The sequence below is a fragment of the Vibrio sp. R11-SG3-ISO9 genome (assembly GCF_059834255.1).
Window position 1 is genome coordinate 132,800 of record NZ_JCBDGU010000057.1, and the last position, 23,211, is coordinate 156,010.

General features: G+C 45.1%; 18 protein-coding genes. 8 read left to right on the plus strand and 10 right to left on the minus strand.

Going from position 1 to position 23,211, the window contains the following annotated elements:
* Window positions 1-10: 10 nt before the first annotated feature.
* Entirely contained in the window at window positions 11-1,018 is a 1,008-nt protein-coding gene (dgcN, locus tag AC6R05_RS23820; RefSeq protein WP_500648905.1) for an N-acetyltransferase DgcN, read from the minus strand.
* Between the two features lie 94 nt (window positions 1,019-1,112).
* Entirely contained in the window at window positions 1,113-1,979 is an 867-nt protein-coding gene (locus AC6R05_RS23825; RefSeq protein ID WP_500649027.1) for a LysR family transcriptional regulator, read from the minus strand.
* A gap of 643 nt (window positions 1,980-2,622) precedes the next feature.
* Here AC6R05_RS23825 and AC6R05_RS23830 point away from each other — a divergent pair.
* Entirely contained in the window at window positions 2,623-4,191 is a 1,569-nt protein-coding gene (locus AC6R05_RS23830; protein ID WP_225311017.1) for a sensor domain-containing diguanylate cyclase, read from the plus strand.
* 128 nt (window positions 4,192-4,319) lie between these two features.
* Here the strand turns inward: AC6R05_RS23830 and dsdA are convergent, their stop codons facing one another.
* Window positions 4,320-5,648 carry a D-serine ammonia-lyase gene (dsdA, locus tag AC6R05_RS23835; protein WP_500648906.1) on the minus strand — a complete coding sequence of 443 codons (1,329 nt, stop codon included), beginning with the start codon at window positions 5,646-5,648 and terminating at the stop codon, window positions 4,320-4,322.
* Between the two features lie 252 nt (window positions 5,649-5,900).
* Between dsdA and dsdC the strand changes: the two genes are divergently transcribed.
* Window positions 5,901-6,842 carry a DNA-binding transcriptional regulator DsdC gene (gene dsdC / locus AC6R05_RS23840; protein WP_500648907.1) on the plus strand — a complete coding sequence of 314 codons (942 nt, stop codon included), beginning with the start codon at window positions 5,901-5,903 and terminating at the stop codon, window positions 6,840-6,842.
* 57 nt (window positions 6,843-6,899) lie between these two features.
* On the opposite strand, the gene eat is transcribed toward dsdC, so the two are convergent.
* Genes eat through AC6R05_RS23855 form a run of 3 tightly spaced genes read right to left on the minus strand, consistent with a single transcriptional unit; the run spans window position 6,900 to window position 10,596 of the window.
* Entirely contained in the window at window positions 6,900-8,297 is a 1,398-nt protein-coding gene (gene eat / locus AC6R05_RS23845) for an ethanolamine permease (protein ID WP_500648908.1), read from the minus strand.
* A gap of 24 nt (window positions 8,298-8,321) precedes the next feature.
* Window positions 8,322-9,191, minus strand: coding sequence for an ethanolamine ammonia-lyase subunit EutC (gene eutC / locus AC6R05_RS23850; protein ID WP_500649028.1), 870 nt, complete (start codon window positions 9,189-9,191; stop codon window positions 8,322-8,324).
* On the minus strand, window positions 9,184-10,596 hold the full coding sequence (locus AC6R05_RS23855) for an ethanolamine ammonia-lyase subunit EutB (protein WP_500648909.1): 1,413 nt from the start codon (window positions 10,594-10,596) through the stop codon (window positions 9,184-9,186). Before AC6R05_RS23855 ends, eutC begins: the two co-directional genes overlap by 8 nt.
* A 201-nt stretch (window positions 10,597-10,797) precedes the next feature.
* Between AC6R05_RS23855 and AC6R05_RS23860 the strand changes: the two genes are divergently transcribed.
* The gene (locus tag AC6R05_RS23860) at window positions 10,798-11,718 is read left to right on the plus strand and encodes a helix-turn-helix domain-containing protein (protein ID WP_500649029.1); all 921 of its coding nucleotides are present in this window, start codon (window positions 10,798-10,800) and stop codon (window positions 11,716-11,718) included.
* A gap of 66 nt (window positions 11,719-11,784) precedes the next feature.
* Here AC6R05_RS23860 and AC6R05_RS23865 read toward each other — a convergent pair whose 3' ends face one another.
* Together AC6R05_RS23865 and AC6R05_RS23870 are read right to left on the minus strand one after the other, a co-directional pair.
* Window positions 11,785-12,516 (minus strand): AAA family ATPase, encoded by a 732-nt coding sequence (locus tag AC6R05_RS23865; protein ID WP_500648910.1) that lies wholly within the window; start codon window positions 12,514-12,516, stop codon window positions 11,785-11,787.
* 231 nt (window positions 12,517-12,747) lie between these two features.
* The gene (locus AC6R05_RS23870) at window positions 12,748-13,686 is read right to left on the minus strand and encodes a LysR family transcriptional regulator (protein ID WP_500648911.1); all 939 of its coding nucleotides are present in this window, start codon (window positions 13,684-13,686) and stop codon (window positions 12,748-12,750) included.
* 151 nt (window positions 13,687-13,837) lie between these two features.
* Here AC6R05_RS23870 and aptA point away from each other — a divergent pair, with 151 nt between their 5' ends.
* The 5 genes from aptA to AC6R05_RS23895 all read left to right on the plus strand — a co-directional run bounded on the left by aptA (window position 13,838) and on the right by AC6R05_RS23895 (window position 19,587).
* Complete coding sequence (gene aptA, locus AC6R05_RS23875; RefSeq protein WP_500648912.1) at window positions 13,838-15,157, plus strand: omega-aminotransferase AptA; 1,320 nt, start codon at window positions 13,838-13,840, stop codon at window positions 15,155-15,157.
* 15 nt (window positions 15,158-15,172) lie between these two features.
* Window positions 15,173-16,663, plus strand: a complete 1,491-nt coding sequence (locus tag AC6R05_RS23880; protein ID WP_500648913.1) for a CoA-acylating methylmalonate-semialdehyde dehydrogenase — start codon at window positions 15,173-15,175, stop codon at window positions 16,661-16,663.
* 81 nt (window positions 16,664-16,744) lie between these two features.
* A complete protein-coding gene (dctP, locus tag AC6R05_RS23885) occupies window positions 16,745-17,749 on the plus strand; it encodes a TRAP transporter substrate-binding protein DctP (RefSeq protein ID WP_500648914.1) in 1,005 nt (334 codons plus the stop codon).
* Window positions 17,750-17,764: 15 nt separating this feature from the next.
* A complete protein-coding gene (locus AC6R05_RS23890; protein WP_500648915.1) occupies window positions 17,765-18,295 on the plus strand; it encodes a TRAP transporter small permease in 531 nt (176 codons plus the stop codon).
* A complete protein-coding gene (locus tag AC6R05_RS23895; RefSeq protein WP_446578012.1) occupies window positions 18,292-19,587 on the plus strand; it encodes a TRAP transporter large permease in 1,296 nt (431 codons plus the stop codon). The genes AC6R05_RS23890 and AC6R05_RS23895 overlap by 4 nt, the downstream gene beginning before the upstream one ends.
* A gap of 182 nt (window positions 19,588-19,769) precedes the next feature.
* Here the strand turns inward: AC6R05_RS23895 and AC6R05_RS23900 are convergent, their stop codons facing one another.
* Both AC6R05_RS23900 and dddP read right to left on the minus strand, forming a co-directional pair.
* A complete protein-coding gene (locus AC6R05_RS23900; protein ID WP_500648916.1) occupies window positions 19,770-21,371 on the minus strand; it encodes a BCCT family transporter in 1,602 nt (533 codons plus the stop codon).
* Between the two features lie 9 nt (window positions 21,372-21,380).
* Window positions 21,381-22,718 carry a dimethylsulfonioproprionate lyase DddP gene (gene dddP, locus AC6R05_RS23905; RefSeq protein WP_500648917.1) on the minus strand — a complete coding sequence of 446 codons (1,338 nt, stop codon included), beginning with the start codon at window positions 22,716-22,718 and terminating at the stop codon, window positions 21,381-21,383.
* Between the last annotated feature and the right edge of the window lie 493 nt (window positions 22,719-23,211).

The window sequence follows — 23,211 nt, forward strand, 5'->3', positions numbered from 1 at the left end:
TTCTCGCAAGTTAAAAGTTAGCATTGAGATAGCTGGCAATGGACTGGATTCCGAAACGCACAGGGTCGGTAACAGGTACGTTGTAAGTCTCTTGCCAATCTGCACAAAGCGCTTTGGCTTCTTCCTCATTCAAAGCAGAAGTATTCAGGCTAATACCCGCTAATGCTGCATTTGGGTTTGTTAATCTAGCTGCCGCTAAGTTCGCTTCTATCGTGGCAGAAATGGAAGGGAGTTGGCAATGAGGAAGGTGGCGAATGTGAGGTCTACCAACTTCATGGCAAAGTACAAGCGCATCCGCTTGGGCACCATGAAGCAAGCCTAAGCTCACTCCTGCAAAGGAAGGGTTAAATAGAGAGCCTTGTCCCTCGATAATATCCCATTGATGGTCGTTAAAGCTTGGGCTGATCGCCTCTACGGCGCCAGAAATGAAATCGGCAACTACAGCGTCGATAGATATCCCATCGCCTGCAACGAGAATCCCGGTTTGGCCAGTCGCTTTAAATTGCGCATCGACTTCTAGATCCTTTAACGCTTTTTCTAAAGCCAGAGCGGTAAACATTTTTCCGACTGAACAATCCGTTCCGACGGTGAGAAGTCGTTTGCCTTGGCGAGCTTTGCCCGTACCGACTGCAAGAGGCGCATCATAGTGACGTACATCGTGAAGTTGCGTCTTTCCTTTGGCTTGAAGCTCTGCAAGCTCTGGGATCTCTGTGAGTCGGGAATGCATACCCGATGCAATGCTAAACCCAAGTTGTGCTGCTTTGATTAGCGTCGGTTTCCAAGTTTCAGGGATGATACCTCCGGCATTGGCAGTACCGATGACCAGTGTTTTCGCGCTTTTTTCTATCGCTTTTTCTAGCGTGAGGTCTTCCAGTCCTAAAGAGACAGTATCTGTCGTCAATTTTAGTTCCCCAACACACAATTCAGGTCGCCATAGCGCAATACCGCGCGCTGTTTTGGCTGAGATTGGGTCAGTAACGTCGCCTAAGAAGAGTAAGTAGGGTTGAGCGATAGACATAAAGCATCCTTGGTATCCTGTTGAATTAAAAACAGAGTAGAGGTTTACCGAGAAGGGTTCGAATGCTTATTTGTTGGTTGCCTATAACAACAGGTTATAGGCTCGCTTCCAATTGTTGGACGAAGTTTCTTGCAGAAATGCTTAATGGATTATGTTCGGCATAAAGCAGCGACACCGTAATATCAATGGTCGGCGTTAATCTTGCTCTGTGTACTCGATCTTTGTATTGGTGAGCTGTCCAAGGGTCGACAATGGCACACCCCACTTCGTGGACGACTAACTCAGCTGCAGAGCCGTAGTTTCGAACTGATACCGAAGGGTGGTATTCGGGTTCGAGTGCATGTATGGCTTGATGAAGCTGCGCACCTAATGGATCGCGACTATCGAGACCAATCAATGTATTGTCAGAATTGAGTAACTGTTTGAGACAGATAACCTCATCGTCTGAATTTTGAGGAGGCGTGATCACGCACATCTCAGACGTTAACAGCGTTTTTTGAACGAGAGAGGGCGGAGCATCTTGACCAAAACAGATCGCAAGGTCGATCTGGTTCTTTAATAGGGCATCGCATAGTTCATCTTGATTCCCTGTCGAGATCTCTATGTTGTAATCCCCACTTTTGCACAACTGAGCGATGAGCGGTGACAACATAGCGGCAGAGAGTATCGGAGGCGCGCCAATGGTCAGGTGCTTTTCCCCAGCTTTGATTCTATTCGTCAGATTGCGAAATCGACCCAACTGTTGATAGATTTTTTCTGCTTCGGGAAGGAGGAGATGTGCTTCTTTGGTTGGGACTAGTCTGCCTTTGATGCGCTCAAACAGTGCGAACCCCAATTGCTGTTCAGAGTGAGAGAGAACACGAGTGACGTTTGGTTGCGACACATGAAGTTGTTTAGCTGCGCCAGAAACGGTGCCAGATTTCATCACAGCATAAAAGATTTCAAGTTGTCTTAGATTCACGTCGTCAACCGTTGTCAATTTCAAGTGTCATCACAGTAAATGAAAAGCCAAGCTAATTAAAGGGCAAAGTTATAGTGTGAAATTGTAACTAAATATTATTTGAATGGCTGATTTTGGTGGAAATTACGTGCCACAAGGTGGTTGTTCTTTATTTAAACTCATTGAGTTGGTTTATTAAATATGAATAATTATGCTGATGCACTACTCTTTTTGAGATTTAGATTACAGTGGGTTGGGGTAATTAAGTCGTCGTTTTACTATATATGACAAATAAGAATAACTCTTAATTCTAATATAACCCTAACCCTTTAGTTGTATTGCCACGCAGTACAGCTGCTTTGAAAATATCAAGTAAAGTCAATCACTAAGTTTGGTTCACTTTTGAGACAGTGGTGCAAATTCCATGATTTTACAGTGGTTTTTATTTGACATTTAAGCTGCTATTTTGGTTGCGAGTTCAGCGTATATTGTTATTTTTAAACCCAACAAGATTGAAATCTCATTCTGAATACTTTTGTTTTTACTTAATTCATCACTGTTGGTAATATTATTTTATAAATTTAAATTCTACTAATGCTCTCCTATTTGGTGATGAATATCATCCAAGGAATAGGGGGGTATTTTTTTTCAATGGAAGTCAGGCATGACGTCAGTGATTGGTCATCGAATTAACTTACGACTACTTGTCTTATCTTTGTGTATCTTGAGTGTCGCTATTACGTTGATGAACGTATTTCATTCAAGCTACCGCGCTCAACATGAATTAATAATCAATAAAAGCCTAGAGGCTAATCGAGTCTATGCTGACAAAATGGCAGCAATGACCGATGTATACGTTGAGCAAGTTATGACTCAACTAAAGTACAGCGCGCGACTACTCTCTTCTCGTGTCAATGACGCGAACTTTGTTGCTCAAGAGACGACGAGGCTAAAACAACAGACAGACTCATTTAACTCTGTGTATGTGGTGGATCATGACGGTGTGATTGCTTCAATTATGCCTACGAGTGTCAACATTCAAGGGGTGAAACTGACATCGGAGCGTTCTAGACAGTCCATACGAGCAAAGGCTCCGTTAATCTCCGATCCATTTGTTTCGCCTGCTGGGAATTACCTTATAAGCATGACGTATCCGATATTCTCGCCTCAAGGCAGGTATCTTGGGTATGTGGGTGGCAGTATTTATTTAGAAGACTCCAGTCTTTTGAGTAACTTATTGAGTCGTCACAACTATAAGGATGGTTCGTATCTGTATGTGGTGGATCGAAACCGCTCTCTGATTTATCACCCAGAGAAGAATCGTATTGGCGAAGTGGTACTGGGTAATGATGCGGTAGAAGCCGTGCTGAATGTAGGTGATGGCTCCAAGGGGATTGTAAATACCCAAGGTGTAGCCATGTTGTCGGGCTTTGCCATGGTGAAAAGTACTGGCTGGGGGATCATTGCTCAAACTCCAAAAGACCGAGCCATTATGGAGCTAGAGACTCAGATGCAGTATGTGATGTTTGAGTCGATCCCAGTCGGAATTGGCACTTTGATCTTCATTTGGATTTCTGCGATTTGCATCTCAAGGCCGTTGTGGCAGCTTGCTAATACCGTAAATAAATTTGATACCACGCATTCGTTATCGACTGAGCTCAGTAATGTTAACCCTTGGTATTTTGAAGCGTCGCAACTGAAAGTGAGCTGCGAGAATACCTTCAATTTGGTATCGAATCAGATTGAGAAACTGCATTCCGAAAACCTGACTGATCCAATGACGGGTCTGTTGAATCGCCGAGGGTTGAAGCGAGCAATAGAGAATTTCCAACAGAGTGAAAAACCAGTATCGGTATTGGCGTTAGATATTGATCACTTCAAAGCTGTAAACGATAAATATGGTCACCAGTTTGGCGATCAGTTGCTTAAGCAGACTGCAAAGTTGATGAAGGCTCAAGTAAGAGATGTCGATGTTGTCTGTCGTTCTGGGGGAGAGGAGTTCATTATCTTCCTCGATGGTTCGAACATGGATGTGGCTTATGAGATCGCTGAGCGCATCCGACTGTCAATTGAGTCAGATATTACATCACTCGAAGAGGGGACGACGATCTCGATTGGTGTGGCGCAATGGTACGGTGATTCAACGCCAATATCCCTTACGTTAGAGTTGGCGGACAACGCTTTGTATGCTGCGAAAAGAAATGGTCGAAATCGTACGGAGTTGTTCTCTTAAACCATTGTCTTGTCCAATACTTGATAGTTGAATGATGTGGGGCGCGGTGATAACCGCACCCCTTTTTTTGATTTTGAGCATTCCTAAAACGTAGGGTGCTGGTGGTCAACCGACAGAATAAGAAGGTGTTAGTTGTTTGATTGTTCCAGATAGAATTGCATTTCTGATTGTGGAACCATGCCACCTCCTGTGGCCCAAACAAGGTGAGTTGCGTTAGCCATTTTGATATCGTCGAAGCCCATTCGAGCTCGGTATTCATTACTCTTGGTTAAGATCACCGGACCAAGCATGCCGGCTAGCGCTGAAGGCTCAAGTTGAATGCTTTCCGATTCGCTGAGTTGACGGAGTAGGTGATACATACGTTCATCAGAGATGGTGATATATCCGTCTAACAGTCTTTCCATTGCTCTGCCAACAAAACCAGAAGCACGACCTACAGCAAGGCCGTCTGCGGCGGTGATATTATCGATACCAATGTCTTGAACGCTGATTTCATCGTGAAGCCCTGTGTGTACGCCAAGCAACATACATGGTGAATGGGTCGGTTCAGCAAAAATGCAGTGGACGTGATCACCAAACGCGGCTTTTAGCCCAAATGCGACCCCACCCGGGCCTCCGCCAACACCACAAGGAAGGTAAACAAACAGTGGGTGCTCAGCATCGACCACAATATTCTTCTCAGAAAACTGCTGCTTTAATCGTTCTCCAGCGACGGAATATCCAAGAAATAGTGACTGCGAATTCTCGTCATCGATGAAAAAACAGTTCGGATCTTTCTCTGCTTCTTTTCGCCCTTGAGCAACCGCCACACCATAGTCTTGTTCATATTCGACGACCGTTACTCCATGAGACCGCAGTTTGTCCTTTTTCCACTTCTTGGCATCTGCTGACATGTGGACCGAGACAGAGAAACCTAACTTTGCGCTCATAATCCCGATAGACAAACCAAGGTTCCCTGTCGACCCAACTGCGATACTGAATTGGTTAAAAAACGTTTTGAACGGCCCGGTTGATAATATCGTGTAGTCATCACTTTCATTGAGCATTCCAGCGTCTATTGCCAGTTTCTCTGCGAGTACCAATACCTCATAGATACCACCTCTGGCTTTAATTGAGCCTGAAATAGGTAGGTGGCAGTCTTTCTTTAGCATCAGCCGCCCAGTGATATGGGTGGCGTACTCACTATCTAAAATCGCTTTCATCGACGGGATGGTGACCACGTCCGATTCAATGATCCCGTTACTTTCTTTGGTTTCGGGGAAAACATGGGCGAGGTAGGGCGCAAATCGACTCAACCTGTCACTGGCGTCTTTAATGTCGCTCTGAGCAAGTCCAACATGAGGTAATCCTTCCTCAAAGCTGGTGATAGCAGGGTTGAACCAAGATGTTTCTTTGAGCGAGATTAGCTCTTTAATAAGCGGATATTGTTGTGTGAGTTGGTCAATTGCAATCGTCATCTTGATACCTTTCATTGTGACAAGTGGAGGTGAATGTCTCTCGTCAAGCTAGCACTCACCATAGCCTTTAACTCCATTAGATATATTTTCAAGGTTGCTGACAAATGACGATAACTCACATTTGGATGAAATAGATTCACTTAAAAACTAAGATTGGAAGCGTTCAGAGTGAATAAACGTAATTAAGGATAAAATTTCTCACACCTATGATGTAGGATGATTTTTCCATTGGCGTGGAAAATTGGGGAAATTATGTATACCAGTGACAATATGTTCACCAAGCAGAATCGATTAAATAGCTTTCAATTATCTAAGCTGCACACCTTTGAGGTGGCGGCTCGTCATTGCTCCTTTTCATTGGCTGCGGAAGAGCTAGCTTTGACCCCTAGCGCGATCTCACATCGAATCACTAAGTTGGAAGAAGAGCTTGGTATTTCACTGTTTATTCGAAGCCATCGAAAAATCACCCTCTCTGAAGAAGGACAACGTATCTATGAGTCGGTAAGCCGTGCATTAGATGCCTTGAACCAAGACGTATTTGATGTTCAAAACGGTGACGTTTCAGGGCTGCTGACAGTGTATTGTCGCCCTTCATTCGCGCAGTGCTGGTTAGTACCTAATATTCGTCGTTTCCAAGAGTTGTACCCCTCAATTGAGCTCAAATTGCTTACAGGTAATGAGAATATAAAGCTTCAAGGAGATGGCATTGATGCCGCGATCTATTTTGATGCCGACCAGCCTAAACATCTCAAGTGCGAATCGCTTTTTTCAGAAACTATTATTCCTGTATGCACGCCAGAGTATGCCGATAAACTGAACTTGAGAGAGTCGGTAGAGCAACTGCGCCACGCTACATTGCTGCATGACAACCAAGCATGGGATTACGACTCAAATGAAGACGAGTGGAAGGTGTGGGCGCATGCGAATGACCTCGAAGGTGTTGAGCAATATTCTAGAATGAGCTTCGACCGTTCTGACTTAGCTGTGCTCGCCGCGCAGCATGGAGTAGGGGTTGCCATGGGAAGAACCAGTTTAATTGAACCTCTGCTTTTGTCTGGAGAGTTGATGACCCCGTTTCCGAACACCCAAGTGACCTGCAAACAACACTACTACGTTGCTGTTTCACCAGAGAGGAAATCGGACAAAGTAAATCTGTTTGTCGATTGGTTGAAGGAGATGGTGGGGAAGGAGTGAAGTAAGGTTTAAAGCTCTGATAATACGTAGAGCTTTAAACCCTTGGTGATATTAGATTTAGTTAATTACCTCTAGCTCTTTTTCTGCAACAGACAACATCTCGAACTCCTCTTCTGCCGTAGTTGCGACCAGTTTGTTGCGGCTGTAGAGACCATAATACGCACCACCAATCACAAATAACCCCATAGTCATAAAGAATGCAGATGGGTCAAAAGCGTAAACCCCAGTCATTGCAATAAGTGACAGCACAAGAGAGGTGCCAGAAGTCAGTACGCCACCTGGTGTTTTGTATGGACGATGAAGCTCGGGCTGCTTAATACGCAATAGAATATGACTAAGTGACATTAACGCATAAGACACCGTTGCCCCGACGACTGCCATTGCTAATATTAGGTCTCCCTCTCCAGTCAATGACACAGCAAAACCAAACACTCCCGGTACCACTAAAGCGCGAGCAGGCACTTTGTTTTTGTTGGTAAGCGATAGGCTTTGTGGTAGGTAACCCGCACGCGACAAAGCGAAAACCAAGCGGCTGTAACCATAAATAATCGAGAAGAATGAAGCGATAAGTCCGGCAAGTCCTAGAATATTAACGGCCGTTGCAACCGTTGGGTTACCCGTTAATTTCAAGGCATCAACCAGTGGGACAGCGCTATTTGCAATGACTTCTGAACCGACCGCACCTGCAAGCAGCAGAACCACTAAGGTTGCAGTGACAAGCAAGAACAACATTGCGCCGATAATGCCTTTTGGTACATCCTTGGCTGGGTTTTTCGCCTCTTCAGCAGCCAGTGGAACCCCTTCTACCGCAAGAAATAACCACATTGCAAATGGCAGAGCCGCCCAGACACCATACCAACCAAAAGGAAGTAGCTCAGTAGCTTGTGCCGTTGTCGGAGCGATATCAAAGAGCTTACTCGCATCAAACTCACTCACTAATACGCCAGCGGTCATAAGAATGGCTAGTACAGCTAATCCACTGATAACCATCATGACCTTGAGAGCTTCTCCCACTCCGGCCATATGAATACCGATAAAGATGGCATAGAAGATCGCGTAAACAAGGGGGCCATCAATACCCATTAATTCATTCACTGCCGAGCCAATAAAAATGACGATGGCGGCGGGCGCTAGGGCGTACTCAATTAAGACAGATAAGCCCGTAAAAAATCCACCCGTTGGCCCCATTGCTTGTCGAGCAAAGCTATAGCCACCGCCTGCAGCTGGAATGGCCGCAGACATTTCCGCCAATGAGAGGACAAGGGTGAAGTACATCACCGCCATTGCAATGGCTGCGATAAGAAATCCACCCCAACCGGCTTGACCGATACCAAAGTTCCAACCAGCAAAGTCACCGGAGATCACATATGATACTCCCAAACCAGCTAGCAATATCCACCCTGCGGTGCCCCTTTTAAGCTGTCTTTGCGCCAAATAGTCCTGATGTTCTGACATTGTAAATCCCTCTATCTTTGTGTGTTATCCAATTAAAAAATTGCTTATGTGCTTGTCATCCAGCTGATCACCAACTTCTTCCTCGATACTCGAGCGGTCTTTAAGGTTGATTCCAGATAGTTCTAACCGACGGGCTTCTTTCAGCAGGTATATCGCTCGATGGCACGCATCCTCATAAACCAAGCCTTGTGGCCGAATATTGGAAATGCAGTTTCTATCTGAGTCTTTTGAGCCTCTTCTGGCCTGCCAAGTCAGGTACATCCCCATGCTATCTGGAGAGGTAAGCCCAGGACGCTCTCCAATTAAGACGAGTACCATCTTGGCTTGTAAGCACTCACCAACATCATCTCCGACTGCGACTCGGCCTTGGCTTACGACCGTAATTGGAGCAACACGCCATGGCATTTCGTCTTCTTTTAGTGAAGAGAGTAGGTACTCAATAACGGGCTTTGCATGATTTTGAATCGCTACTGAAGACAAGCCATCTGCTACTACTATTGCGAGGTCAAACTGGGTCGATTCCGAGCGATGGATTGCTTGTAGATGCTTCCAACAAGCATCATCAAGTTGACGACCCAGGTCAGGCCTTTGTAGGTACATAAACCTGTCAACCGCTTTGCTGTGTGCCTTAATTGGTGGTTGAGAAGTGTGTTGAATAACAGAGTTTGAATGACTGAGATTCTCAATGAAGACATCTATATCCAGAGCACAATGAACGGCATCCATCGCCTGTGCATGGTCGAGTTGAAATGAGAGCAACTCTTTAGTTGGTATGCTGTTTCCGCTTCGGCCCAGTGCAATGCGTGCCGATGTAAAACTTCTAAGCTCGTCCCAAGGGTTTTGCGTAACCACCTTGTCAGCTGAGTGCTTTTCTATAGAGACCACTTTACCCATGTGCGCGCCCCCCATTAAGTTGTGCGAGAGCACCAGCAAATGAACCGGATAGATGTTCATTTAGGCGCACCTCATTGACGTCATCAAAAATCTGCATTTGAGTTAGCCAATCTTCAAACTCCGGGGCAGGTTTTAGACCTAATACCTTGCGAGCATAGAGCGCATCATGAAACGAGGTTGTTTGGTAATTTAGCATGATGTCATCAGAACCGGGAATGCCCATAATGAACGAGCATTCGGCAACACCAAGCAATGTAAGAAGGTTATCCATATCATTTTGGTCGGCGTAGGCGTGGTTGGTATAGCAGATATCACACCCCATCGGCAGGCCAAGTAACTTGCCGCAAAAATGATCTTCAAGCCCGGCTCGAATGATCTGTTTTCCATCAAAGAGGTATTCAGGACCGATGAAGCCAACCACGGTATTTACTAGTAGCGGATTAAAATGGCGTGCTACGGCATAAGCTCGTGTCTCGCACGTTTGTTGGTCGACACCATGAAAAGCATTGGCAGAGAGCGCGGTACCTTGCCCAGTTTCAAAGTACATGACATTGCTTCCCACGGTGCCTCTGTTTAGAGAAAGTGCCGCCTCATAAGCTTCTTTGAGCACCGAAAGGTTAACACCAAAGGTATCGTTGGTACCTTGAGTACCTCCTATCGATTGAAAGACAAGATCCACTGGGGCACCCATCTCTATTGCTTCTATCGTGTTGGTCACGTGAGTCAATACGCAAGATTGGGTCGGGATTTGGTAGTGCTGAATGACTTCTTCCATTAGATTCATCAGCTTAACCGCCTGCGGTACATTATCTGTGGCTGGGTTAATGCCGATTACTGCATCTCCATTGCCATACATCAGCCCATCAAAGATAGTGGCTGCAATGCCATTAAGTGAGTCGGTAGGATGATTAGGCTGCAAGCGAGTCGACAATCGGCTAGGCAAACCTATGGTGTTACGAAACGCAGTCACTACCCGACACTTTTTGGCTACTTGAATCAGATCTTGATTGCGCATGATCTTGCTTACTGCTGCCACCATTTCCGGAGTTAAGCCAGATCGCAGTTTAGCAAGGGCGAAACTGTCGGCTTCATCACTGAGTAACCAGTTACGAAAGTCCCCTACGGTAAGGTGCTCAATTGGCTTGAATGCCTCTCTATGATGGCTATCAATGATCAATCGAGTGATCTCATCTTTCTCATAAGGAATCACAGCCTCATTTAAGAACGTTTTGAGGGGCAAGTCTGCCAGTGTCATTTGAGCCACGACACGCTCTGCAGCAGAAGTCGCAGATACACCCGCTAGAGCATCTCCTGAACGTTCTGGTGTCGCCTTTGCCATGAGATCTGCTAATGACTCAAAGTTAAAAACCAGATGTCCCAGTTGGCGACGATAAGTTGCTGTCATAAATACCCTCTCAATAAACTGGTTCAGTTCTTGCTGACTAACCTTTTGTGTATAAAGGGCAATTAAGCGATTTTTGAACCGACTAAATATCAAGAATTGGCAAATATAAAAAATCATTAATAAACAGTTATTTAAATTGATTTTGCGCTAAGTTGGGTCAAGTGGGTAGGTCATGAAATGATGAGAGAAAATGAACAATTAATGGGTCATGCACCTGATTTGTGCACGTTTAACACATTTGATGCAAATCAGCAGGCAGCCAGTCTTTTTAACTGGCAGCAAGAATATGACCAACTGAGTCGAGGGCGTTTTCTAGGTCAGATCCGAGAACGAAAATTTTCGCAAGTGCACCTGTTTCAAGAAGACAGTAACCGAAAGCTCAAGCAGCAATGCCGCGTTAATGAAGGGATTTGGTTAGGCCTCAGTGCAAACGACAGACCGTTACACATCAACCACGCACAAGGCGACTCTGATAGCATTTTGGTGCGAGAGGATGGGGTAGATTTTGAGTTGCTCACGCCGGAAAACTTTTCTATCTATGGGCTTGTCGTCAGCCCAACATTGGTTAAGAAAATTCAGCAACAGTTGGAGGTTGAATCATTGACCAACAAGAGTCAGTTTCTTTCCTGTTCTCAACACTACATTCAACAAATAAAAGCGTACTTGGCACTGCTACTTTCCTCAAATCAACCTCGTTGGTCTTTTCATACTCATGAGGGAATAGTTCAGGATATGTTGGTTGAGTTATTCGCTCAGTCGTCTAGTCAAGATACTCAAAAAGCCAATGCTACACAGCGAGAGGTGACGATGCGTCGAATTAGGCAGTACCTAGACAATTCACAGTATCGCAACCCCATAACCGTGACCGAGCTATGTGATGCTGTTCATGTTAGTCGCCGCACGCTGCAATACGCTTTTGAGTCTTGTTGTGACATTTCACCGAAACAATTTATACAAAGTGTACGTCTCAACCAGATAAGACGCGTTCTACAAGATCCAAGCGAACAGCGCTGCATCAATGAAATCGCCTTCGACTTTGGCTTTTTCCATCTAGGGCACTTTTGCCAAAGCTATAAGCAGTTGTTTGGTGAGTCTCCGATGCAAACACGCTCTAATGGTTAAAGCTGAAAGCCTTACTCAACTTAGAAGCGAGAGCTTTTTCCCTACTCTGACTGACCTTGTTACACATTAGTCTTCCATTAAGATCTTCATCATTTGCTGATGGTGATTGAGAAAGTCTTTAGTGATCGCGTAATGCTCAGTGTCTTCATACGCGACTTCATAGATTCCCGTATTGGAGAACTGATATATCTTGGCTCTTGGGTAAGCTAACAAAATAGGGGAGTGTGTAGCGATTATAAATTGAGAATTCTCCTCTACCAGCTGATGTATAGCTGATACAGCAGCCATTTGACGGGCTGGTGATAGCGCAGCCTCGGGTTCATCCATGATGTATAACCCGTTCCCACGAAGCTTATTGGTTAATGTTGCCATGAAAGACTCACCGTGTGATTGCTGGTGAAGAGATCTGCCACCATAGCCTTGCAAATATCCAGTGTCGTCCATCAAGGTCGCGACATTGTAGAAGCTCTCTGCTCTAAGAAAATAACCGTCTCTAGGGTGCTTAAAGCTCTTTATCGGCTTGATGAATTCGTGCAGATCTGAATGCGTACGGCTGGTCGAGAAAGTTGAATTTTTCGTCCCTCCCTCTGGGTTGAACCCTTGCGAAACGGCAATCGCCTCGATAAGAGTGGATTTCCCTGTCCCGCTCTCCCCGACGAAAAAGGTGACATCAGGATGAAATTCGAGATGGTCTAATTCTTTGACCGCAGGAATAGAGAAAGGGTAGTTTTCGAAGTCACTAATGTTGTCGCGCTTTAACTGTATTTCTCTAAGATATGGTCTGTCTTCGAAGCTCATGCTTTCCTTGTATGCAATGTTGTTTATCGGTGTGCTCGTTATCCAACGATATGATCTTTTGAGAAATATCACTAATATCAATGATATTCAATATAGTTTATAAAACAATATGCGCATTTGATTGATTGTTGTTCGGATGTTTGAGTTCTGTAGCTTCGAATGAGGGAGTCTCAAGCATTGTAACGAGAGAAATATCTTATCAAGACGTATTAGTGCAGGGCGTGGCTAATTTCAACGTAAAGCCTCAAAGTTTGTGACGTAACCTTTCTCCCTCAATATATCATCAAAACAGTCGAGCCAGATTTTGATGAGCAATTCGTTGCTGCGCGCTGTTTTCATCACGACGCAGTAATCAATGTGATTGTTAAAGTCCTGTGGTCTTAACGCTTTCATTCGACCGCTGTCTAGCCATTGTTTGGCGTAGAAGCTTGGCAAGTAGCCAGTGAATTCATCAGTCAAAATCAAGAAAGCCGTTGCTTCTTTATCATCGGTCGTTGCCTTGGTGTTGTAACGCGACCACTCTACACCATTAGAGTAGTTCGATTGTATTGTCGGGAGCTGCAAGATATCCGTTTTGCTGATGTCGAGATAGCTGCGTCTGAAAATGGTGTGGTTGCTTGACGCGTACAAATACTCTTTTTCTTTGTACAGGTCGAGATAGGTCAATCCGGCGTCAGGCGTCGTCCTCTGCATAACGGCAATGTCGACTTCATCATGACTGAGCTTCTCTTTCGCTGCTTGGCTGCTTCCCATAGTGAGGTACAGGTTAATGTTGGGAAACTTTTGGCTGACCTTCTGTAAAGTGTGGGTGACCAGCATCTCTTGGTGATTAATAAAGTTGTCGTCGATGTAAATACGTAGCTCGCCACGAGTGGTTTCATCGATGGAGTTGATCACGTTAGTGAAGTTATCAATCCCTTCATGCAGGGCCAAATAGGCACGATAAATCACTTCCCCTTCAGGTGTTAGCTTGAAGCCGCCTCTCCCCCTTTGGCACAGGGAAAATCCAAATCGAGTTTCTAAATCTGACAGCGCGATGCTGATGGTTGCTTTGTTTTTGCTTAGTACGTCTTGGGCAGGGGTAACGCCATTATTTTCAACCACCACTTTAAAGATGTTCAGCAGGCGTAAATCAGAGTGGGAAAATTGATTAATCGTTTTCTTAGCCATTGCTAACTCTAGTTAGTTTGAAATAAGCAAACTTACGTTTTGGTAAATGCAATTTAATGCGAGCAAGGCGGAATGTAAAGTAAATGTTACTACTTTGTTTAATTGCTGTTTTGGCTGCATGTCGTAACGGCAGATAAAAAGGAACGTTAACATGAATGGAGCACTCACCCCGAATCAGTTGGATTCTCTCTGGATGCCGTTTACGGCGAATCGTGAGTTTAAAAGTAATCCGCGATTAATGACTTCTGCGTCAGGTTGCTACTTTACCGATCAAAACAATCGCAAGATCTATGATTCGCTGTCTGGTTTATGGACTTGTGGCTTAGGTCATAACAATCAATATATTAATGAAGCTATAACCAAACAGTTGGCCACATTAGATTACGCCCCTTCGTTTCAATTTGGTCACCCCACTGCATTTGAGTTAGCTGAACGGATTGCAGACTTGATGCCTAAAGGTTTGGATAAAGTGTTCTTTACCAATGATGGCTCTGAATCTGTCGATACGGCTCTGAAAATGGCGCGTGCATACTGGCGTAAGAAAGGTATGGCGAGCAAAACCAAATACATCGGCCGCGTAAAAGGCTATCACGGTGTGAACTTTGGTGGAGTGAGCGTTGGTGGCATCGTTGGCAACAAGGCACTTTATGGGCAAGGCTTGGATACCGATCACTTATCACACACCATCATTCCCGGTAACGAGTTTCAAAAAGGGCTACCAGCTCAAGGGGCTTACTTAGCTGAGCAGCTTAATGAAATGATCGCTTTGCATGATGCCAGCAATATTGCCGCGGTGATTATTGAACCCGTTGCGGGGTCAGCGGGCGTTTTGCCACCTCCTGTGGGCTACCTGAAAAAGGTTCGAGAGATCTGTGATAAGAACAATATCTTATTGATCTTTGATGAAGTTATCTGCGCATTCGGACGAATGGGTGCTTACAGTGGCGCAGAGAAATTTGGTGTCACGCCAGACATCATGACCACAGCGAAACAGCTAACCAACGGCATTATTCCGATGGGTGCTGTGATCTGCCAAAGTGAAATCTACGACGCTTTCATGGCAAACAGTGGTGATGTCAGCGCGATTGAATTCCCTCATGGTTATACCTATTCCGCATCGCCAGTTGCGTGTGCCGCTGCGATGGCCACGCTCGACGAACTCGAAAATCAAAACATCATGGAACGAGTGAATGGTCTTTCTCCTCAATTTGAAGAGTCGGTCCACTCTCTACGTGATCTTCCCGACATCAGCGATATCCGCAACTACGGATTAGCTGCTGGAATTACCCTGACACATAAAGATGGTTCACCAGTAAAACGACCTTACGAAGTGGCAATGCGCATGTGGGACAAAGGGTTCTACCTCCGATATGGCGGCGATACGGTTCAACTGGGCGTCCCATTTATCACCACCCCCGATGAGATTGATCGACTGGTTAATGCACTAGGCGAAAGCATTGAGAACAAATAAGACAAGGAGAAGGTAATGAACATTATTGGTCACTATATTAATGGACGCGTGGTAGAAACCAGTGAGAATTTCTTAGATGTCGACTGCCCATCAACAGGAGCAGTGGAGTCTAAGTTGGCAATGGCTGATAGAGCCTTGGTCGATGAAGTCATCACCATTGCTCAGCGAGCACAACAAGATTGGCGTAAAACCCCACCAGCAAAACGCGCACAGATCTTCGCTAAATTTAAAGTGTTGGTTGAAGATAACGCAGAGAAACTGTGCGAGTTGATAGGTAAAGAGCATGGCAAGATAAGCCACGACGCGATGGGGGAGCTGATCCGCGGGATTGAAAACATTGAGTATGCTGCTGGGGTTCCTGAACTGCTGAAAGGTGAATTCAGTAAAGATGTTGCAGGCCAAATTGATTCTTGGAGTCAATTTGAACCGCTTGGGGTCGTTGTAGGCATCACGCCATTTAACTTCCCAGCTATGGTGCCACTTTGGATGTATCCGATGGCGATCGCTTGCGGCAACAGTTTTATTCTCAAACCTTCAGAACGTGTGCCTTCAGCGCAGCTATTCCTAGCGCAGCTTCTTCAGCAAGCTGGCCTGCCAGACGGTGTGTTCAATGTGATTAATGGCGACAAGCTGGTGGTAGACGCGCTGCTAGAAGATCCACGAGTGGAAGCTGTCAGCTTTGTGGGTTCAACACCGATTGCTCATTACGTTTATCAAGAAGCCGCGCGTTATGGCAAGCGATGCCAGGCATTAGGTGGTGCGAAAAACCATGCGATTGTGATGCCAGATGCTGATTTAGATAACGCCGTGGACCAATTGATAGGAGCTGCTTTTGGCTCTTCTGGCGAGCGTTGTATGGCGCTATCCGTTGCAGTGGCGGTTGGAGATGAAGTTGCAGATGCACTGATTGCTAGACTGACAGAGCAGATGAGCTCTATCAAAGTTGGCCACTATGCCGAGAAAGAGAACAGCTTTGGTGCGGTTATCAGTCAAGAGCACAAACAACGTATCGAAGAGCATATTACGTCATCGGTTGAGCAGGGGGCTCGCCTTGTTGTCGACGGACGCAACATCCAAGTGGCTGGCTGTCAGGAAGGGTACTACGTCGGAGCGACTTTGATTGACCATGTCACCACGGAAATGACCAGCTACCAAGCGGAAATCTTTGGCCCAGTGCTGCAAGTGATTCGTGTTGAGTCAATGGATCAAGCCGTGCAAATCATCAATGACAACCTATACGGCAACGGCACGTGCCTATTTACCCGAGATGGTGAAGCGGCGCGCTACTTCAGTGACGAAATTAAAGTGGGCATGGTCGGCATAAATATCCCTCTACCTGTGCCTGTGGCGTATCACAGCTTTGGTGGTTGGAAGCAATCGCGATTTGGCGACCTGTGTATCTATGGGCCAGATGCGATTCGCTTCTACACCGATCGTAAAACCATCACTCAACGCTGGCCATCTTCCGGTGTGCGTGAAGGTATTAAGTACTCATTCCCAAGCTAAATTTCCCTAATGAGTTGTTCTAACTCATCTTTCTACCGGCTTAATGTCTTATTAAGCCGTCTTTTTGACAAGGAAGGAACTATGAAAACTAACACGTTATTCAAGTCAGTAGCACTCGCAGCGATCAGTTCATGTGTGGCATTTAACGCAGCCGCTGAGCGTTTCATTTTGGCTCAAGCTTATCCAAACGACCATATCTTTAACTTTGCCGCTGAGACGTTCATGCAAGAGCTAAAAGAAACAGGCTCTGACTACACGCCGCAATATCACTCTGGGGGCGATCTCGGTGATTGGCAGTCTCAGTTCGAGCAAGCGGTTGATGGGGTGATCCCGATGACCATCTCATTTGGTGCGTCTGAGTTCGATAAACGCCTTGATCTGACGTGGCTCGGTTACGTTGCCGACGATTGGAACAGCGCTAAACAGATCTATGGTCTGAAAGGTGGGATGCTCGACATCTACAATGACATCTTTGCTGATATCGGCCTTCATGCTCTTGGCATCGTACCGACGGGTTTTGGCTCTATGGCAATTCGCAAAGGGGTAGGGAAAGTGCCTGTCGAGTTCCCAGAAGATACCAAAGGGCTGAAAATTCGTACGGTCGATGTGCCTGTCGCGGTTGACCGTTTTGCAGACTGGGGATTCTCAGCGGTGCCTATGCCCTATGGTGAGTTGTACACCTCTCTTCAACTTGGCGTGATTGATGGCCGTGGCTTTGGTCCTTCGATCGAAATCTGGCAAATGCGTGATGTATTAGAGACTTACATCCTTACCAAAGATTACTTCGAGCAAGGGTTCTTTCTGGTGAACAAAGATTGGTGGGACGGATTGCCAGACGAAGAGCGCAATAAGATGCAGCAAGCTGCAGATAAAACCATGCAAGTTGTTTGGCAAAAAGCAGAACAAATTGATGCCGATTACCTCGAGAAAGTAAAAGGAGCGGGCATCAAAGTCGTCTCACTTACTGACGCGCAAATGGATAAAGCGAAGGCCAGTATTTACAGCAACGAATGGCCAAGCATGGAGAAAACGGTAGGTAAAGACATCATGGATCAGGTCTATTCCGTCTCCGGTGTTCAGAAGTAGTGATGTGAGGCAATTATGAACGACTCTCTTGCACAACGTGATGTGCCTACTTTTTACAGCGTGTGTGATTTCTTAGAAATTTTACTTCGATTCATCATGATTAGCTCGGTTATTAGCTTGTCACTATTGATGTTTTTTCAAGTAATCCTGCGCTACGTGTTTGATTCTCCATTCACTGGTATCGAAGAAGTCGCATTGTTAATTGGGGTATGGGTTTATTTTTCAGGTATGGCCTACGCAACTAAGACGAAAGAGCATATCACCGGGGGAGTCATTCATCTTATCGTCAACAATCCAAGGACCATCGAGCTGATTAAGCTGTTTGGCTATCTTGTCTCTCTCAGCGCACTGATGTTCTTCTCTTATCTTGCTATGGAATATGTGATGAAAATTTATGACAGGGGGCGGTTAAGCACCAACCTAGCGTGGCCTCGCTGGGTGTGGTCTTCTTCGATGGTGTTTGGTTTTGTCCTTTCTTCACTCTATTTGTTACTCGATATTGGTCGTGACGTTCGCGAACTGTTTAAACCGGAGGGCAGATCATGACCTTATTTATTCTCGCAATGGCAGTCACCGTCGTGTTGCTGCTGATCGGTGTCCCTGTGGCATTTGCTTTTGGGGTCGGCGCATTACTCTTTTCTTATATCACCGGTAGTAACATCTCGTTCTTGCTGCCGCATGGTTACAACACAGTCGCTAGCTTTTCGCTGTTGGCACTGCCACTATTTATCTTTTCCGGCTTTGTCATGGCCGAAAGTGGCATCTCTGAGCGTATTCTCAACTTCATTAATGCGTTTGTTGGGCGCATCAAAGGCGGTTTGGGAGCTGTGACTGTGATCAGTTGTACTCTGTTTGGCGCTATTTCAGGAAGTTCGACGGCCGCCATCGCTGCTATTGGCAAAATCATGATTCCACGAATGGTCAAAGAGGGCTACCCAGAAGGGCATGCCACTGGTTTGGTTGCCTGTTCGTCGGTGTTGGCTTTGCTGATCCCGCCATCCATCCCTATGATTATATTCTCGATTACTAGCGGTATTTCTGTGGGAGCAGCGTTCCTTTCGACCATAGTTCCGGGGCTGTTACTCGCTCTCTGGTACTGCGTACTCAACCATTTTATTTTGAGAAATGAGCAGGGTATCCAAGTACAGAAACCTAAGTCTTACAAAGCCCAGTTTCAAAATATCCAACAAACGGGAAGAAAAGCAACGTTCGCTCTTCTTATGCCAATCATTATTTTAGGCACCATATACAGCGGCTTGGCGACACCGACTGAAGCTGCCTCCATTGCTGTGGTTTACTCAGTTGTCATTGGACTCATGGTGTACAAAGGCATCAGCTTTAAACAGCTAATGGATATTACTGTCAGTTCAGTAGCGATGACGGGATCCATTATCGCGGTGCTGTTCTTTTTATTCGTTATGAGTCGTGCGATGGTATTTCAACAGATACCAAATCAGATCGCGGATGCGTTGCTGCAGATTAGCGATAACAAATTGGTATTACTCTTATTGATCAATGTGTTGTTGATGCTGATAGGCATGATAGTAGATGATATTTCCGGCAGTATTCTTGCTGCAGTTATTTTCCTGCCAATCATTAAGGCACTAGGCATCGATCCGATTCATTTTGCTGCTATCGTGGGCGTTAACTTAGGATTGGGGAACATCTCGCCGCCGTGTGCGCCTATGCTGTTCATGGCTGGGGGAGTGGCCAAGCTCTCGCTCGACAAATACATTAAACCAACTATGAAGCTAATTCTGCTTGGACATCTGCCTATGGTGCTCATCGTAACCTTCATCCCAAGCCTTTCTTTGTATCTGCCAAGCGTACTGCTTTGATTCTGGTATGAAACAGGCTGCGAATTGGGCATACAGTCATTGAGTATCGCAGAACACTTTGTGAGCGAATGTAATGCTCTCCTACTCAAAAGTATTTTTAAGGAGGAACTTTTGAGTAGGAGAGCCGTGTAATCACATACAATATCTATGGTGTTGATGTTAAAGAATTTAACTCAATATGATTACTTACCACCATGGATGATTTGAGCTTTCCGATATTCAATCTCTGTTTGTTCTGCTTTTCTAATCACTTCATCCAATTCTGCACCTCGGGTCTTGGTGGCGGGTGAATAGACTTCAATATACACAGACTTCATAAACCCATAACTCATCATCGTTACCATAATGGCGAATGGACATCCCATAATAACAAGTAGCGATTGAATGGCGGTCATGCCCCCACTCATTAACAACAAGCTAGTGATACCAGAAATAGCAATCACCCAGCCAATGCGTTGTGAAATCGGAGCATTATCTTCATCCTTTGATGTCAGTGTATTGATAACAAGCGTGCCCGAATCAGAGGTCGTAATAAAGAATACGAAAATGCTGAATAGTGCTAGGTAACTAGGCAGACTCCAATCAGATACCAACTCAAAAAACTTAAACAGTGCTGATGAAGAGTTTGTCATTACAGCCGTGCTTAGCTCCTCGACACCTTGGTTATGAATAAGGTCCAATGCACTATTGCCGAATATAGTCAGCCATGCGAAAGAAAAACCTACTGGAATAACAAGTACGCCAACTACGAACTCTCGTATTGTTCTACCGCGTGAAATTCTAGCAATAAACAGTCCTGTCGGAGCAGCAAAGGCAATCCACCAAGCCCAGTAAAAGAGGGTCCAACCATAAAACCAATCAGGGTTGGTAAAGGAATAAGTATCAAAAGACAGTGGTACAAAGCTCGCCAAATAGTTGCCAACATTTTCAACGGTTGAGTTAAGAATGAAGGTGGTATTAGAAGCTAAGAATACATATGTCATTAGGCCAATTGCGACGCAAATATTGATGAGTGATAGCGCTTTAATCCCTTTCTTTAGGCCAAGTACTAGCGAAATACATGTCATTACTCCAATGATTGTAATCAGGACGATTTGATTGCCTGTGCTGATCTCGAAGCCAAGTACGTAATTTAAGCCTGCGTTGATTTGCTGTACACCAAAACCTAAAGGGGTAACGATACCCACCACTGTGGCAAGTACCGCAAAGACATCAATGGCTACGCCTAATGGTCCGTTGATTCGCTCACCAAAGATTGGGTAAAACGCACTTCTCATTTCTAGTGGACGGCCTTTACGATAGGCTGCATAAGAAATAACAAGCGCCACAATGGTGTAAATAGCCCATGCATTGATTCCCCAGTGAAAGAAAGTGATGTTCATTGCTTCTCTGACTGCGACATCGGTCTGAGCCTCTACGATCGGAGGGTTCATGTAGTGCATGACAGGCTCAGCGACGCCGAAAAATACAAGTCCAATGCCCATCCCTGTACTGAACAGCATCGAACCCCACGCAAACCCGGAAAACTCAGGTCTCTCATTATCTTTGCCAAGCCTTAAGTCTCCCACGCGGCTACAAGCACTGAAAATCAAAATGGAGATAAACAAGGCGACGCTGCCCATGTAAAACCAAGCAAATTTATGTGCGATATAGTTCTTCAGGTTTGAGAACATGTCAGTGCTTGCTTCTGGAGCAAGTAATACATAGACAAAGCACAGAGTTAAAATTATCCCAGCTCCTGCGCTTACTAGTAATTTATGAGTGTTTTTAGGTACGGATGTCATGTGCTGCTCCTACTTTAATAACTCTTTTTCAAATGGGTAGTTCGTTAGGTTTTCAAACCCATCCTCTGTGATAATGACTTGGTCTTCCAATTTGACCCCTTCTTTGCCGCCGACAGCGCCAACATATGCCTCAACACAAAGTGCCATGCCTGGCTCCAATACACCGTCATACCCATGACCTTCTAGATCTTCTGGATATCGTATTGAAGGGTACTCATCACATAAACCGACACCGTGCATCATTACTCCATAGCGTTGTGGTCGGTATTTTTCAGGAAGTAAAAGTCCAGAGCGTGTAACTTCTTCGAATGTCATACCTGGCTTTAGTATTTCCATGTTGTGTTGGATATGTTCATAGGCCACGCGGTATAAATGTCTCTGTTCTTCGGTAGCTTCTACATCACCGATTAGCCACGTGCGTGATAGGTCTGCACAGAATCCATAAGGACCAATGAGATCGGTATCAAAAGCTAAGAGCTCTCCTTCTTTAACTATGCGAGGGCCGCACTCTTGAAACCATGGGTTTGTACGAGGTCCTGAAGACAGGATTCGACACTCTATCCACTCTCCACCGCGCTTAATGTTTTCAGCATGTAACACCGACCAAATGTCGTTTTCAGTGACGCCAGGAACAGTTGCCTCTTGCATTTTCTTCATTGCTATCTCTGTCGATGCAATCGAACAGCGCATTGCGTTGATCTCATCAATGTTTTTGACTGCTCTAGCTAGCTCCATAACTTCTTGGCCATCAAAGATTTCAAGGCCCTGTTTATCGAGTTCACGCAAGCCGACAATCTCTATTTTGTCTACGGCGATACGATTGCTCCCACCACCGTGGTGCTTTACGATGTCTGCGATCTCTTTTGCAAAGTGATGGGCGTGCTCATTGGTTCGATTTCCAGTTTCAAAGTAGAAGAACGAGGCTCCGTTACGTACTTCTTTTACAAGCGGTAGGTGTGCGGATAAATGTTCACAATTATGGAAATCCCAAAGAATCATGTAGCCTTCTGCAGATACAAAACAAGCACGAGCATGGTTGTGCGCTATCCAAAGCTGCATGTTGGTCGAATCTGTTGCGTAACGAATATTTAGGGGGTCAAATAGCAAAACTCCGGCTAAGTCTCGGGCTTGCAGCTGGTCTACAATGCGTTTTAATCGATACTCTCGCATTTTGTGTAGATTTGGAGGAGTGAGACCTAGGTCTGCCCACTCTTGGAATGCTAGAGCGGTAGGCCCAATCTCAACTCTGTCATTATCGTTCACGCTTCCATCTGGTTTTAATTGTGCAGCGCGTCGACGTGAAGGATCTATTTTTCGATTGGAGCCAAGTACAAATTGGTTTGTCATTTCATGTCCCTTAATAAACTACCGTATTAATTAGGTCTAATGTTACAGCAATGTTATTAGGGGTTGATGGAAATAAAGTCCCATACTTAAGAACAAAATTCACTCAATATCGAATATCACGATTTAACAGATAGTTAGGTGAAGTCGAGCTTAAATACATATATGTCAAAAGTGATAGTCATCAATAACACGTTGTTAACTGAGTGTTGCATTTTGAGAGGTTTACTTTTAGTTCTGTGAGCTAAGTTTAATTGCAAGACGTGCATAAAGGCCGATATCACTCAAAGTATCAGTAAGTTAAGTTGATTTTGTGAAAATAGTGGCTTGTAAAACCCTTGAGTTAGCAATAGGTTCTAATGGAGGTAGTCGAGCTAATTTTTGACTTGATCAAGAAGGGCTGTATAGAAGTGGGTAATATGATCGGGTTCATCTATTAAGTTAAATGTTATAGATGAGTTTCTTTCTTATAAAATAATAAATGGCACGTAACGTG

What these genes read in the sequence shown, in the direction of transcription:
- dctP (WP_500648914.1), top strand. Translation starts at nt 16,745, where the DNA reads ATGAAAACTAACACGTTATTCAAGTCAGTAGCACTCGCAGCGATCAGT.
- AC6R05_RS23880 (WP_500648913.1), top strand. Translation starts at nt 15,173, where the DNA reads ATGAACATTATTGGTCACTATATTAATGGACGCGTGGTAGAAACCAGT.
- aptA (WP_500648912.1), top strand. Translation starts at nt 13,838, where the DNA reads ATGAATGGAGCACTCACCCCGAATCAGTTGGATTCTCTCTGGATGCCG.
- dsdA (WP_500648906.1), bottom strand. Translation starts at nt 5,648, where the DNA reads ATGACGATTGCAATTGACCAACTCACACAACAATATCCGCTTATTAAA.
- AC6R05_RS23855 (WP_500648909.1), bottom strand. Translation starts at nt 10,596, where the DNA reads ATGACAGCAACTTATCGTCGCCAACTGGGACATCTGGTTTTTAACTTT.
- dsdC (WP_500648907.1), top strand. Translation starts at nt 5,901, where the DNA reads ATGTATACCAGTGACAATATGTTCACCAAGCAGAATCGATTAAATAGC.
- AC6R05_RS23860 (WP_500649029.1), top strand. Translation starts at nt 10,798, where the DNA reads ATGGGTCATGCACCTGATTTGTGCACGTTTAACACATTTGATGCAAAT.
- AC6R05_RS23830 (WP_225311017.1), top strand. Translation starts at nt 2,623, where the DNA reads ATGACGTCAGTGATTGGTCATCGAATTAACTTACGACTACTTGTCTTA.
- AC6R05_RS23900 (WP_500648916.1), bottom strand. Translation starts at nt 21,371, where the DNA reads ATGACATCCGTACCTAAAAACACTCATAAATTACTAGTAAGCGCAGGA.
- dgcN (WP_500648905.1), bottom strand. Translation starts at nt 1,018, where the DNA reads ATGTCTATCGCTCAACCCTACTTACTCTTCTTAGGCGACGTTACTGAC.
- eutC (WP_500649028.1), bottom strand. Translation starts at nt 9,191, where the DNA reads ATGGGTAAAGTGGTCTCTATAGAAAAGCACTCAGCTGACAAGGTGGTT.
- AC6R05_RS23865 (WP_500648910.1), bottom strand. Translation starts at nt 12,516, where the DNA reads ATGAGCTTCGAAGACAGACCATATCTTAGAGAAATACAGTTAAAGCGC.
- dddP (WP_500648917.1), bottom strand. Translation starts at nt 22,718, where the DNA reads ATGACAAACCAATTTGTACTTGGCTCCAATCGAAAAATAGATCCTTCA.
- AC6R05_RS23870 (WP_500648911.1), bottom strand. Translation starts at nt 13,686, where the DNA reads ATGGCTAAGAAAACGATTAATCAATTTTCCCACTCTGATTTACGCCTG.
- AC6R05_RS23895 (WP_446578012.1), top strand. Translation starts at nt 18,292, where the DNA reads ATGACCTTATTTATTCTCGCAATGGCAGTCACCGTCGTGTTGCTGCTG.
- eat (WP_500648908.1), bottom strand. Translation starts at nt 8,297, where the DNA reads ATGTCAGAACATCAGGACTATTTGGCGCAAAGACAGCTTAAAAGGGGC.
- AC6R05_RS23890 (WP_500648915.1), top strand. Translation starts at nt 17,765, where the DNA reads ATGAACGACTCTCTTGCACAACGTGATGTGCCTACTTTTTACAGCGTG.